Consider the following 13451-nt stretch of genomic DNA (forward strand, 5'->3'; position numbering starts at 1 on the left):
GAAGTTTTACAGCAGGCTCACAGTTGACATCCAGCAGACCGGCTCATCCGGATCATCGGCGTGGCGCCACCACACCGCCCGAGGAGGTCGCGACGTCAGCCCGCGCCAAGCACGTCCAGATAGGATGGTGGTACGGCGTCGGTCAGCCAGACGCCGTTCGCGCTGCGAAAGAACTCATGGCCGGCCCGGTGCATCGCCGCCGAATCGACGGTGAGGACCACGACGGCGCCGCGCCGGCGGGCGCCGACCCGGTGGGCGGTGGCCCGGTCGGCGGAAAGGTGCACGTGGTGCCGGCCACCCCGGTCCAGGCCGGTCGCCCGGATCGACTCCAGCGCGGCGGCGCCGGTGCCGTGGAAGAGCCGCTCCGGTGGCACCACCGGGGCGAGGCCCAGTTGCACCGGGACCGAATGCCCCTGGTTGGCCCGGATCCGCTCCACCCCGTCGGGGCCACGCTCCACCGCGAACCGGCGCTTGTCGTTGCCGGCCACCACCAGGTCGAGTTCGTCGCGCCCGATCCGGGTCGCGGCCAGGAACTCGGCGACCGGCACCCAGCCGGCCGCGTCGAGGGTCAGCCCGACCCGCTCCGGGGCGTGCCGCAACAACCGCGACATCCGCTTGCTCAGACTGACGATCCGTTCGTGATCCACGCCGATGAGTGTGGGCGCCGGGGTCGCCGGGTTCCAGGGGTTTTCCGGGCCGGATGCCGGGTCCGGGGCAGGCGCCCCGGACCCGGTCACAGGTACTGGCCGCTGGGCAGCGGCTCCGGCTCCACCGCCACCTGGTAGCCGTCCCGCAGCGCGTACAGCTCGGCCAGCGTCGCGCCGGCCGCCGGCACGCCGGCCGACGTACCCAGCCAGGTCTGCGCCTCGGCGGGCGACAGCGCCGGCACCTCGATCCGGGCCAGGCAGCGCCCCGGTCGTACGACGGCCGGGTGCAGCCGGGCCAGATCCTCGTTGGTGGTGATCGCCACCAGCACCTTGCGGCCCTGGCCGAGCAGGCCGTCGGTGAGGTTGAGCAGCCGGGACAGCGCCTGCCCGGTGGTCTGCTTCGCCTCGCCGCGGATCAGCTCGTCGCAGTCCTCGAGCAGCAGCAGCCGCCACTTGTCGTGCTTGCGGTCGGGGCACGAGCACTCGCGGCCCCCGTTGAGCGCGACCTCCATCAGGTAGGCCGGGCTGTTGAACAGCGCCTCCGGGTCGAGCACGCAGTCGAACTGGCACCAGTCCCGCCACTCGCGGGCCAACGCCCGCAGGACCGTGGTCTTGCCGGTGCCCGGCGGGCCGTGCAGCAGCACCAGCCGGCCGTGTACCGAGTCACGGTCGACCTTGACGAGCCGGTCGAACTCGGCCCGGGCCGGGGCGGCGTAGTTGCCCCGGATGTCCGCCCACGAGCCCACGCTGATCGAGCGCGGGTTGCGCTGCGGGCCGTTCGACGACGCGTACCAGAAGCCCATCGTCACGGCCTCCTCGACCGGTGGCGGCGGCTCCGTCATGCCGTCGGTCGCCCGGGCGAGGATCTCGTCGCCCAGCTCGGCGGTGGTCGCGGTGACCGCGACGTGGGCGGTCCTGCCACGCGGCCAGTGCACCGCGCGCAGCGTCCAGCCGTCCCCGGCGGCGAGCCGGGCGTGCTCGGTGTCGCTGCGGCTGTCCCGTAGCACCCGTACGTCGGGCGGCAGCAGCGTCGCGTCGTCGCGGACGTTGTTCAGGCTCTTCGACGTCGCGTACGGCTGGTGGCCGGCGACGAACGCGGTCAGCCCGAGCGCGTCGATGACGTCGCGCGGGGAATCGGAGTCGTCCACGGTGAGGACGACGGGCAGCAGCGACTCCGGCGCGGGGCCGGGAGCGCCGACTTCGAGCGGGATCTGCCGTGGGATACGCACCCGGACATGATCGCGGCCGGAAGGTGTTGCGGGATACCGCTTTTCCCGCCGGCGCGGGCCGGTCACAGGTGCTTGCGGCGCCACTCGCTCTGGTCGGCCTCGCTGGCCAGTTGTTCGTTCAGCGCGGTTTCCCGGATTCTGGACCGGTGCCGCTCCCGGTGCCGGATCTGGGTCACCGCGACCGTGACGCTGCCCGCCGCCAGGATGCCGAGCGCGATCAGCGCCGGGGGACGCAGCACCACCGTGATGAGCAGCAGGATCCCCACGAACGGCAGGATCAGGCTCGGCCGGAACCCGGGCAGCACCCGCCACGCCATCGCGACCAGGGCCGTCAGATACAGCAGGACGCCGCCGTACAGGACGTCGAGTTCGATGCCGCCGATCCGGTGCTGCCAGCCGGTCGAGGTGTCCGCCGTGATGTCGGTCAGGTACTTCTTGAGGCCGAGGGCGAACAGGATGATCCCGATGATCATCGGCAGGTGCAGGAACGTGTACGCGTCGCGGACCAGCCTCATCCGGGCGCGGCGTTCTCGGGTGCCGTGCAGCACCTGCTCGATGGCGAGCGCCGGTTCGTCGAAGTACGCCCACCACAGCGCCGCGATCACGGCGATGCCGAACACCGCCGCCGCGACCGCCTGCCACGAGACCGGCGCGCTGCCGATGAGGTTGGCGCCGACGCCCAGCGAGATGATCGACTCGCCCAGCGCCACCAACACGATCAGCGCGTGCCGCTCGGCCCAGTGCCCGGCCGAGGTGAGCGTCCACCGGCTGGTGTAGATCTTCGTTCCGAAGCCGTACTCGACGGCGAGCGCGGCCAGCCACAGGCTGAGGCGCACGGCGTACTCGGCATCGCCCGCGAAGAGCCGGGCCGGCACGAACCCGGCGATCCCGATCAGCGTCGCGCTGATCAGGATCGGCGCGGCGAACAGCAGTACTCCGTGCCGTGGCCCGGGCGTCACCCGGTTCACGCCCCACACGATGGCGACCTGCATGGCCCGGACGATGAAGTAGCAGGCGGCGAAGAGCAGCGGCCCGTGCAGCCCGCCCGGCTGGTCGACGAACGCCTCCGAGATGGTGAGCGCCAGCACGAACACGGCGGCCATGTTGATGAACACGATCACCGGGACGATCCCCTGGTCGGCCCGGATCAGGTTGCCCAGTGCCGCCATGCTCGTCCAACACCACCACAGCAGCGCGAGCACCAGCAGGGCGCGCAGCAACCCGAGCAGGCCCAGTTCCTCGCCGGTCAGCTGGGTCACGTTGAGGAACGCGAACACGTAGACCAGGTCGAAGAACAGTTCGAGGCGGGTGACCCGCGATCCCGGCGCGCCGAGCCGGATCCACCGCGACCAGCGGAACTCGCCTTCGGTGCTCACCAGGTCGAGTCTTGCAGCCGGCCAACCTCGCCGGGCGGCAACCGCCAACCCGGGAACGCGGGCCGAGCCGACCGCGTGATCGTCTGCGGTTCAGGCGCGGCACTCACGGCGTGTCGGGTGTCTGAGCCGCAGACGATCAAGCCGGCCGGGGTGCGCCGCCGGCAGCCGACGCCCCGGTCAGGCGCCAGGCGGCATTGATCAGGCCGACGTGCGAGAACGCCTGCGGATGGTTGCCGAGCTGCCGTCCGGTGGCCGGATCGATCTCCTCGGCGAACAGGCCGAGGTCGTTGCCGTGGCCCAGCAGGTCGTCGAAGAGCACGCCGGCCTCGTCCACCCGACCGGCCAGGGCCAGGCACTCGACGAGCCAGAAGCCACAGGCGACGAACGCGGCGGAGTCGCCGTACCAGCGGCGCACCAACGGGCCGTCGGCGAGCCGGTCGCGGACCGCCTCGATGGTGGCGAGCATCCGCGGATCGTCGGCGGGCAGGAACCCGACCAGCGGCAGCAGCAGCACCGAGGCGTCGAGGCGGTCGGAGTCGAAGGCGCCGGCGTACGCCCCGATCCGCTCGCACCAGGCGCGTCGCAGCACGGCCGCGCGGATCTCGTCGCGGGCGGTGGCCCAGCCGGCGGCCCGGCCGGGTACGCCGAGCGCGCCGGCGAGCCGTACGGCCCGGTCGAGGGCCACCCAGCACATCACCTTCGACGAGGTGTAGTGCCGGGGGTGCTCGCGGGACTCCCACATCCCCGAGTCGGGCAGCCGCCAGCTGTCCGCCGCCTGGTCGGCGAGGGAGACGAGCAGTTCGCGGGTGGCGTCGCTCAGCTCGCCGATCCGCTCGCGCAGCAGTTCGGCGGCGAACAGGACCTCGCCGAGGACGTCGAGCTGGCGTTGCTTCCACGCGTCGTTGCCGACCCGGACCGGGCGGCTGGCCCGGTGGCCGGCGAGGTGGTCGAGTTCGTGTTCGGTCAGGTCGCGTTCGCCGGTGACGCCGAACATGATCTGCAGTGGTGCGCCGCCGAGCGGGCCGAACGCGTCGGCGATCCAGTCGAAGAAGCGGCCGGCCTCGTCCGGGCAGGCGGCGACCCACAGCGCCTGCATGGTCAGGCTGACGTCGCGCAGCCAGGCGAAGCGGTAGTCCCAGTTGAGGTCGGCGCCGATCTGCTCGGGCAACGACGTGGTGGCGGCGGCGACCACCGCGCCGCTGCGCTGGAAGGTCAGGCCCTGCAGCACCAGGGCGCTACGGCGTACCTGGGGCAGGTAGCGGCCCTGGTAGCCGCGGTGCAGGGCGGCCCAGGAGTACCACGCCTCCAGGGTGTCGTGCACCGACGGCTCCGGACCGCCGCGGTCGACCGGCTCGTACGTCGGCTCGTAGGCCAGCCGGAACCTGACCCGCTGGCCGGCGGCGACCGGGTAGCGGCCGGCGAGGGTGCCGCCGGTGGCCGTCAGCTCGGAGTCGTCGGTCAGCCGCAGCCCGACCGGTCCGGCCCGCGCCATCCAGGTCCGGCCGTCGCGGTACCACCGGGGCTCGGTCAGGCCGTACTCGAGGCGGGGGGCGACTTCGACGGCGACCGTGACGGTGCCGTCGAGGCCCGCGACGGTGCGCAGCAGGGTGTGCGGGGCGTCGAAGCCGATCTCGTGGCCCCGGCTGCCGGGGTGCAGCGCGAGCGCGTCGGTGACCGCGACCGCGCCGGTGGCGGTCCGCAGCACGGTCCGCAGCACCAGGGAGTCGCCGACGTAGTCCCGGGTCACGGTGTGCGCGTCGACCGGGGCGATCGACCAGTGCCCGGCGTCCGGGTCGAGCAGGCGGCCGAAGACGGCGGGCGAGTCGAAGCGGGGCGGGCCCCACCAGTCGACGGAGCCGTGCGAGCTGACCAGGGCGGCACTGTGGCAGTCGGACAGCAGGCCGTAGTCGCTGATCTCCGGCGGGCCGGCGGTCACCACGTACCGCCGGGTCCGGCCGGGACCGGGGACGCGGCACCCGGCGGCACCGTGCCCCGGACCGGTCCGGTGGGGTGCAGCCGGTCGACGCCGGCCAGCGCGGGCGTGACCGACGTGCACAGGTCGCGCAGGTTGCGGCGGTACGTGCCGTCGGCGCGGATCCGGTCGACGGCGGCGGCGATCAGCACCGGCAGGTCGGGGTGCAGGAACCGGGCGGCGGCGCCGCGTTCGACGGTGGCGCCGCCGTCGAGGGCGATGCCGACGCCGAGTTCGGCGGCGCGCCGGGCGACCAGCGGCTGGTCGCCGAAGAACGGTACGACGACGACCGGCACCCGGGCGAGCAGCGCCTCGTGGAAGCTGTTGCTGCCGCCGTGGGTGACGAAGACGTCGGCCCGGCTGAGGATCCGCTGCTGGTCGACCCGGTCGTGCACGGCCCAGTTCGCCGGATACGTGGGCAGCACCGGCCGGCCGCGGGTGACGAAGACGACGTCGACGTCGCGGGTCCAGCGGGCGGCGAGGCCGGCGACGCAGCGGCGTACACCGTCGCGGGTGGTCGGATCGGCGTGCCACAGGTTGTCCATCACCTCGGTGCCGAACGACAGGTAGACCAGCGGCCGCCCGGCGGGCCGGGCCGGGCGCCGGTGGCCGTCGGAGAGGTAGCCGGCGAACCGGTAGTGGGCCGGCCGGCGGTGGTGGCGGAAGTCGGCGGGCGTCACCGCCGGGTACGACCACAGCAGGTTCGTCGGTGCCGGGATGTGCAGGCTGTTGGAGACGAGTTCGACGTCGCCGGGGGCGACGGTGAGGCCGTACCTCTGCCGCAGGGTGTCCAGCGCGGCGCGGTTGGTGCCCGACGACAGGCATTCGGTGAGGTACCGGCGGTCGGTCATCGGCCCGATCAGCCCGGGTACGGAGGCCCAGTACGGCACCCCGGCCAGCCGGGCGGCGAAGTGGCCCTCCAGCGCGCAGAAGTCGTGCACGACCAGGTCGGGATCGAAGTCGCGGGTGATCGCGAGGCTCTCGTCGAGCAGTTCACAGACCCGGTGCAGGACGTCCGGCGCGGGCGTGTTGAGGAAGTGGCGGGAGCCGTCGAGGGTGTCGGTGAGCCCGGCCAGGTCGCCGAGGTCGGGTGCGGTGGTCTGCCGGTCGACCAGCACCAGCCGGAAGGTGTGCTCGGCCCGGTAGGCGCGGATCATCCGCTTGAGGATGTTGAGATGCCCGTCGTTCGGGATCGTGAAGACCATGATCCGCTTACCCGCCATCGCGCCCCCTAGGCCAGTCGGCGTCGGCGGCGAATGCCCGGTCGGGCGTGCTCCAAACGGGGGACCGCGGCCGGGTGCGCCGGTACGGTGGCGGTGGTGGACGGGCCGCCGTACCGGGACGCGCGGCTGCCGGTGGCGGTGCGCGTCGAGGACCTGCTGCGCCGGATGACGCTGCCGGACAAGGCCGGGCTGCTCTTCCACACCATGGTCGGGATCGGGCCGGGTGGCTCGCTGGCCCCGGCCGACCCGGACGCCGGGCTGCTGTCGGCCGCCGAGATGGTGCGCGACCGGCGGATGAACCATTTCAACCTGCTCGGTACGGCCGCGCCCGCCGACCTGGCCCGCTGGCACAACGGGCTGCAGGACCTGGCCGCCGCGACCCCGTTCGGCATACCGGTCACGGTGTCGTCCGACCCCCGGCACGCGTACTCGGCGAACCCGAACACCGCCGCGCTGGCCGGTGCGTTCTCGGTGTGGCCGGAGCCGCTGGGGATGGCCGCGACCCGGGACGCGGCACTGGTACGCGGGTGGGCGGACGTGGTCCGGCAGGAGTACGCCGCGGTCGGCATCCGGGTCGCCCTGCACCCGCAGGCGGACCTGGCGACCGAACCGCGCTGGCCGCGTACGCTCGGCACCTTCGGCGAGGACGCGGGGCTCGCCGCCGAGCTGGTGCGGGCGTACGTCGGCGGGTTGCAGGGGCCGACGCTCGGGCCGGACGGGGTCGCCGCGATGGTGAAGCACTTCCCCGGCGGCGGTGCCGCCCACGACGGCGAGGACCCGCACTTCCGGTACGGCCGCGAGCAGGTCTATCCCGGCGGTCGGTTCGCCGACCACCTGCGGCCGTTCGTGGCGGCGCTGGACGCCGGCTGCTCGCAGGTGATGCTCGGCTACGGGATGCCGCGCGGGACCGGCTACGCAGAGGTCGGGTTCAGCTTCAACCGGGACGTGGTCGGTGGGCTGCTGCGGCGGCGGATGGGTTTCGGCGGCATCGTCTGCACCGACTGGGGGGTGCTGACCGGGGCGGTGTTCCGGGGGCAGGTCCGGCCGGCGCGGGCCTGGGGGCTTGAGCACCTCTCCCCCGCGCGGCGGGCGCACCGGGTTCTCGACGCCGGCGCCGACCAGATCGGTGGCGAGGCCGTACCGGGGCTGGTCGTCGACCTGGTGCGGGCGGGGCGGGTCGGGGTGGCCCGGCTGGACGCGTCGGTGCGGCGGGTGTTGCGGGAGAAGTTCACCCTCGGGCTTTTCGACCGGCCGTACGTGGACCCGGACCGGGCGGCTGCCGTCGTCGGGTGCGCGCGGTTCCGGGCGGCGGGGCTGGCCGCCCAGCGGGCCTGCGTGACGCTGTTGTCGAACGCGGCCCCGGACCGGGCGGCGCGTCTGCCGTTGCGGCGCGGGCTGCGGGTCTGGTGCGACGGGGTGGCCCCCGAGGTCGTCGCCCGCGACTGGCGGGTGGTGGACCGGCTGGCCGACGCCGACGTGGCGCTCCTTCGCCTGCAGGCACCGTACGACCACCGGCCCGGGCAGTTCGAGGCGTTCTTCCACGCCGGGTCGCTGGAGTTCGCCGCCGGGGAGATGGCGCGGGTGCTGACGATCGCCGAGACCGTACCGACGGTCGTCGACGTCTACCTGGACCGGCCGGCGGTGCTGTCCCGGCTGGCGGCGCGGGTGGCGGCGCTGACGGTGTCGTTCGGGGTGTGCGACGAGGCGCTGACGGACGTGCTGGCCGGGCGGGCGGCGCCGGGTGGGCGGCTGCCGTTCGACCTGCCCCGCTCGTCGGCGGCGGTCCGGGCCGGCCGGCCCGACGTCGCCTTCGACACCGCCGATCCGGTCTTCCGCTTCGGCCACGGCCTGACCTACCAAGATTGACAAGACTTCTTGTACGTCATCTCTTGTACATCATTTCTTGTGGGTCTACGGTGAACCGCATGACCGAACGCAGCGAGGAGGCCGGCGGGCCGTCCGACGACGGCCGGACCGTGCACCTGACCGATCCGCGGGCCATGCGTGCCCTGGCCCACCCGACCCGCCTGCGGCTCCTCGGCGAACTGCGCGGCCGGGGCCCGCAGACCGTCGGCATGCTCAGCGAGATCGTCGACGAGGCGGTCGGCTCGGTCAGCTACCACCTCGGCAAGCTGGCGTCGTTCGGGTTCGTCGAGGAGGTTCCGGAACTCGCCCGCGACCGGCGGGAACGGTGGTGGCGGGCAACCCACGAGCGGACCGCGTGGAAGCCGGTGGAGGTCCTCGACGACCCGGAGCGCCGGGCCGCCCTGGACTCGTTGCGCCGCACCGTCCTGCGCCGCTATGTCGAGGTCCTGGAGCGCTACCTCGAATCCGAGGCGACCCTCGCCCCGGCCTGGGTCGCCGGCGCCACCAGCGGCGACACCCAGCTGCACCTGACCAGCGACGAGCTGACGGAACTCCAGGCCGACCTGAAGGCGCTCGTCGACCGGTGGGAGGCCCGGGGCGCCGCCGGTCGGGCCGGCACCGAAGCGGTCACCCTGATGTTCCACGCGTTCCGGCGGCCGGAATGAAGACCGCCGCGCGCGTCCCGGCGCAACGGACCCCCGACCGGCGGTACGGCCCACTGCTCGGCCTGGTCATCGGCCACGCGGTGTCACTGACCGGCAACATGCTCACCATCATCGCCCTGCCGCTCTACGTGCTCGCCGAGACCGGGTCGGCGGCGGCGACCGGCCTCGTCGGCGCCTTCGCCACCGCACCGATGGTGATCGGCGGCGCCTTCGGCGGGGTGCTGGTCGACCGGATCGGCTACCGCCGGGCCAGCGTCGCCGCCGACCTCGTCTCGGGCGTGACGATCGCCGCCGTACCGCTGCTCGACCGTACGGTCGGCCTGCCGTTCTGGGCACTGCTCGCGCTGGTCTTCGCCACCGGCCTGCTGGACACCCCCGGGCACACCGCCCGGATCGCGCTGCTGCCCGAGGCCGCCGCCGCGGCCGGCATGCCGGTCGAGCGGGCCGTCGCCATGCTCGAGGCGACCAGCCGCGGTGCCCGGCTCGTCGGCGCCCCGGTCGCCGGGCTGCTGGTGGCGGCGTTCGGCGCGCTGACCGTGCTCGCCATCGACGCGGTCACGTTCGCGGTCTCCGCCGCCGTGGTCGCCGTGCTCGTACCGCGCGGGCTGCGGCCGGCCACGGAACCGGCGGCCGACGCCGGGCCGGGTGCCGACGCCCGCCCGGCGGGTTACTGGCGGGAGTTCACCGACGGGGTCCGGTTCCTGCTCCGCGAGCCGCTGCTGCGCCTCATCGTGCTGATGGTGCTGTTCACCAACCTTCTCGACGCCGCGAAGAGCACCGTCCTGCTGCCCGTCGTCGCCGACCGCGAACTCGGTGGGGCGACCGCGTTCGGCCTGCTGGTCGGCGCGATGGGCGGTGGCGCGCTGGCCGGCTCACTGGTCTTCGGCGCGATCGGCCACCGGCTGCCGCGCCGGCCCACGTACGTGGTCGCCTTCCTGATCGCCGGCGCCCCGCCGTTCCTGGCCCTGGCCGCCGGGCTCCCGCTGCCCGCGCTGGTCACGGTCACCGTCGTCGCCGGCTTCGCCGCCGGCGCGATCAACCCGATGATCGGGACGATCGAGCTCGAGCGGGTGCCGGCCGGGATGCGCGCCCGGGTGTACGGCGTCATCGGCGCCGGCTGCTGGGCGGCGATGCCGGTCGGCTCGGTCGGCGCCGGCCTGGCCGTCAACGCCTTCGGTACGACCGCCACCCTGGTCGTCGCCGGCTGCTGTTACCTGCTGCTCTCACTGACGCCGCTGCTCGGCGGCCCGTGGCGGGACATGTCCCGCCCGGCCCCGGCCCGACCGGCTCCCGTCCCGGAACACGTCTCGTGAAACGGTGGCGCTCGTGCCGGTCGCCAGGCGGGGTACTGCTGTTTCGCTCCACAGCGAATTCGGCGTAGCAACAGCGAATTCGCTGTGGAGCGGAACAGCGACCATCCCCGGCCGCCAACCGAGCTGGAGTCAGTTGCCGGCGCGGGCCAGCTCGGCCTGGTAGGCGGCGGTGAGCCGGTCGAACACCGGCTCCACCCCCGCCGGCCGTGGGATGCCCAGGTGGAGTTCGCGCAGCTCGTCCATGAAGTCGTCCCACAGCGACGGTCCGCCGTCGGCGAGCAGCCGGGCGCGTACGGCCAGTTCGGGGCTGACCGGCAGGTGCCGGACGCCCCACGCGCCGAGCTGGGCGAGCACCGGGACGAGCTGGATCGACGGCTCGGTGAGCCGGTAGACGATCTTCTGTTTGTGGCCCGGGTCGGGCGCGCGCGACACCATCCCGAGACCGACGAGCCGGTGCAGCCGGTCGGCGAGGATGTTCGACGCGATGCCCTCGCTGTTGTTCGTCAGCAGCTCGCGGAAGTGCCGGCGGTTGCCGAACATGATGTCGCGGATGACGATCAGCGACCACCGGTCGCCGAAGACCTCCAGCGACAGGTTGATCGGGCAGCCCGACCGGTGCTCCTCCACGGCGCCTCCTTCCCGCAAACCGCTTGCATCCTACAACCGGCACGTCTAGCGTAACCGGTTGTAATCTGCAATCAGTTTGGAAGGTGGATCATGTCTCCTGTCACGACCGACATCGCGATCTCCCTCGACGGTTTCTCGTCCCGCCCCGACCAGTCCCGCGAACACCCGTTCGGCACCGGCGTCGACCTGCACACCTGGATGTTCGAGACCCCGGACGAGAACGCGACCGAGATCGCCGCCGTCACCGGGGCCGGCGCCTACATCATGGGCCGCAACATGTTCGGCCCCCGCCGTACCACGCGCCGGTGTTCGTGCTCGGCCACCAGCCACGCGAGCCGCTGACGATGAAGGGCGGCACCACCTTCACGTTCGTCACCGACGGCATCCACGCCGCGTTCGAACAGGCCAGGGCGGCGGCCGGCGACCGGCGGATCTCCATCGCCGGCGGCGCGGCGACCGTCAACCAGTACCTGACCGCCGGCCTGATCGACGAGCTGCGGCTGCACGTCGTACCCGTCACGCTCGGGCACGGCGACCGGCTCTTCGACGGGGTGCCGCCACTGCGGCTCGAGCAGGTGTCCGCCCGCCAGGCGTCGCTGGTCACCCACCTGACGTACCGCGTCCACCACTGAGCACGGCACCCCCGGCCACCCCCGCCAATCGTTAACAGTATTGACAGAACACCGTCGATGGTCATACTTTTCATCACCAACGAGGTTTGGTGAAAGGAATGCTGATGACCGACAGTGGCCTGCTCGGCCGGATCCGCACCGAGCTACCGACCCTGCCGGTCGCCCTGCAACGGGTCGCCGAGCAGATCCTGATCGCCCCCGAGGAGACGGCCCGCGCCACGATCATCGACCTGGCGGAACGGGCCGGTACCTCCACCGCCACGGTCACCCGGTTCTGCCGGCTCTTCGGCCACCGCGGCTACGCCGAACTGCGGGTCGCGGTGGCCACCGAGACCGGCCGGGCGGCGCAGGCCCGCTGGGACACCGACATCGACCGGGAGATCGGCCCCGACGACCCGCTCGACCACCTGCTCGGCGTCGTCGCCAGCGCCGACGCCCGGGCCATTCAGGAAACCGCCGGCCAGGTCGACCTCGCGGCCGTCGACCGGGTCGCGTCGGCGGTCGCCACCGCCACCCGGGTCGAACTCTTCGGCCTCGGCAGCTCCGGCAACGCCGCCCGGGAGATGGCGTTCCGGCTGGAACGGATCCGGGTGCCGTGCTGGCACCGGCCCGACCCGCACACCGCGCTGACCAACGCGGCCCTGCTCGGCCCCGGCGACGTGGCGATCGGCCTGTCGCACAGTGGCCGTACCCGCGAGGTGATCGAAGTGCTCGCCGAGGCCGCCGACCACGGCGCGCTCACCGTCGCGGTCACCTCGTTCCCCCGCTCGCCGCTGGCCGAGACCGCCGACGTGGTGATGACCACCGCCGTGCAGGAGACCACGTTCCGGTTCGCCGCGCTCTCCGCCCTGCACTCCCAACTGCTGGTCCTCGACCTCATCTACGTCGCGGTGGCCCAGCGGACCTACCAGCGCACCACCGAGGCGTTCGAGGTGACCGCCCGCGCGGTCGACGCCCACCGCCTGCCCGACGAAGCCAATCGCGCCGGCCGCCGGCGCCCCCGATCGGAGGTCTGATGAGCATCAGCGCGCACGGTTACCTCGACGCGGTCACCGCGGCGATCGGCCGGGTCGCCGCCGGCCAGACCGAGGGCGTACGGCGGGCGGCCGACCTGGTCACCGCGGGCCTGCGGGCCGGCGGGGTGCTCCAGGCGTTCGGCTGCGGGCACTCCGAGGCACTGTCGATGGAGATCGCCGGCCGGGCCGGCGGACTGGTGCCGACCAACCGGATCGCCCTTCGCGACCTGGTGCTGTACGGCGGCGCCGACCGGGCCGTACTCGACGACCCGCTGCTCGAACGCGACCCGGCCGTGGCCCGCCGGCTCTACGAACTGTCCCCGGTCAAGCCCGACGACGTCTTCGTCGTCACCTCCAACTCCGGCGTCAACGGCGTCATCGTCGAGTTCGCCCTGCTGCTCAAGGAGCAGGGCCACCGGGTCATCGGGATCACCTCGCTTTCCCACAGCGCCAGGGTCGCCTCCCGGCACCCGTCCGGCCGCCGGCTGGCCGACATCGCCGACGTGGTGCTCGACAACGGCGCCCCGTACGGCGACGCGGCCCTGCCGCTACCCGGTGGCGGCGCCGTCGGCGCGATCTCGTCGATCACCGGGGCGCTGCTGGCCCAGCAGATCGTCTGCGAGGTGGTCGCCCGGCTGCTCGCCGCCGGCGAGACGCCACCGGTCTACCTGTCGGCGAACGTGCCCGGCGGGGACACGCACAACCACGAACTGGAAGCCCGGTACGCCGGACGCATCCGGCGTACCGCCTGACCGGCGCCGCCCGCGCCGCACCTCCACCGGCGCCTACGCGCCGTACCAGAAACGGCGCCCCCGCGCCGTACACAAGGCGGCGCCCGCGCCGCACCCGAACCGGCGCCCGCGCGCCGCGACCCGATCGGCGTCC

The 13451-nt window shown here is 73.3% G+C and carries 13 protein-coding genes; 7 read left to right on the forward strand and 6 right to left on the reverse strand.

The genetic code is table 11. The features are described from left to right. Positions 1-95: 95 nt before the first annotated feature. From QCD66_RS19770 to QCD66_RS19790, 5 genes are all read right to left on the reverse strand, one after another. On the reverse strand, positions 96-647 hold the full coding sequence (locus QCD66_RS19770; RefSeq protein WP_375736727.1) for an RNA 2'-phosphotransferase: 552 nt from the start codon (positions 645-647) through the stop codon (positions 96-98). Between the two features lie 86 nt (positions 648-733). Continuing rightward, the gene (locus QCD66_RS19775) at positions 734-1876 is read right to left on the reverse strand and encodes a DUF5925 domain-containing protein (protein WP_375736726.1); all 1143 of its coding nucleotides are present in this window, start codon (positions 1874-1876) and stop codon (positions 734-736) included. A gap of 62 nt (positions 1877-1938) precedes the next feature. Then, positions 1939-3252, reverse strand: coding sequence for a low temperature requirement protein A (locus tag QCD66_RS19780; protein ID WP_364206510.1), 1314 nt, complete (start codon positions 3250-3252; stop codon positions 1939-1941). A gap of 136 nt (positions 3253-3388) precedes the next feature. Next, positions 3389-5188 carry a glycoside hydrolase family 15 protein gene (locus QCD66_RS19785; protein ID WP_375736729.1) on the reverse strand — a complete coding sequence of 600 codons (1800 nt, stop codon included), beginning with the start codon at positions 5186-5188 and terminating at the stop codon, positions 3389-3391. Beyond that, on the reverse strand, positions 5185-6447 hold the full coding sequence (locus QCD66_RS19790; RefSeq protein ID WP_375736725.1) for a glycosyltransferase: 1263 nt from the start codon (positions 6445-6447) through the stop codon (positions 5185-5187). Before QCD66_RS19790 ends, QCD66_RS19785 begins: the two co-directional genes overlap by 4 nt. Before the next feature lie 96 nt (positions 6448-6543). Between QCD66_RS19790 and QCD66_RS19795 the strand changes: the two genes are divergently transcribed. Genes QCD66_RS19795 through QCD66_RS19805 form a run of 3 tightly spaced genes read left to right on the forward strand, consistent with a single transcriptional unit; the run spans position 6544 to position 10291 of the window. Then, entirely contained in the window at positions 6544-8313 is a 1770-nt protein-coding gene (locus tag QCD66_RS19795; RefSeq protein WP_407566719.1) for a glycoside hydrolase family 3 protein, read from the forward strand. A 59-nt stretch (positions 8314-8372) separates the two neighbouring features. Then, positions 8373-8978: a helix-turn-helix domain-containing protein gene (locus QCD66_RS19800; protein WP_364206518.1), complete on the forward strand. Its 606-nt coding sequence runs from the start codon at positions 8373-8375 to the stop codon at positions 8976-8978. Beyond that, positions 8975-10291, forward strand: coding sequence for an MFS transporter (locus QCD66_RS19805; RefSeq protein ID WP_407566720.1), 1317 nt, complete (start codon positions 8975-8977; stop codon positions 10289-10291). The genes QCD66_RS19800 and QCD66_RS19805 overlap by 4 nt, the downstream gene beginning before the upstream one ends. Before the next feature lie 129 nt (positions 10292-10420). On the opposite strand, the gene QCD66_RS19810 is transcribed toward QCD66_RS19805, so the two are convergent. Further along, positions 10421-10918: a winged helix-turn-helix transcriptional regulator gene (locus QCD66_RS19810; RefSeq protein ID WP_375736721.1), complete on the reverse strand. Its 498-nt coding sequence runs from the start codon at positions 10916-10918 to the stop codon at positions 10421-10423. Positions 10919-11008: 90 nt separating this feature from the next. On the opposite strand from QCD66_RS19810, the gene QCD66_RS19815 reads away from it, so the two are divergent. The 4 genes from QCD66_RS19815 to QCD66_RS19830 all read left to right on the forward strand — a co-directional run bounded on the left by QCD66_RS19815 (position 11009) and on the right by QCD66_RS19830 (position 13318). After that, a complete protein-coding gene (locus QCD66_RS19815) occupies positions 11009-11260 on the forward strand; it encodes a hypothetical protein (RefSeq protein WP_375736720.1) in 252 nt (83 codons plus the stop codon). Beyond that, entirely contained in the window at positions 11224-11550 is a 327-nt protein-coding gene (locus QCD66_RS19820) for a dihydrofolate reductase family protein (protein ID WP_375736719.1), read from the forward strand. Before QCD66_RS19815 ends, QCD66_RS19820 begins: the two co-directional genes overlap by 37 nt. 104 nt (positions 11551-11654) lie before the next feature. Next, positions 11655-12566, forward strand: a complete 912-nt coding sequence (locus QCD66_RS19825; protein WP_364206526.1) for a MurR/RpiR family transcriptional regulator — start codon at positions 11655-11657, stop codon at positions 12564-12566. Then, on the forward strand, positions 12566-13318 hold the full coding sequence (locus QCD66_RS19830) for a sugar isomerase domain-containing protein (RefSeq protein ID WP_375736718.1): 753 nt from the start codon (positions 12566-12568) through the stop codon (positions 13316-13318). The genes QCD66_RS19825 and QCD66_RS19830 overlap by 1 nt, the downstream gene beginning before the upstream one ends. Positions 13319-13451: the final 133 nt, after the last annotated feature.

Origin of the sequence: Polymorphospora sp. A560 (assembly GCF_045781765.1) — a bacterium.
In the GTDB taxonomy this organism is placed as follows: Bacteria; Actinomycetota; Actinomycetes; order Mycobacteriales; family Micromonosporaceae; genus Polymorphospora; species Polymorphospora lycopeni.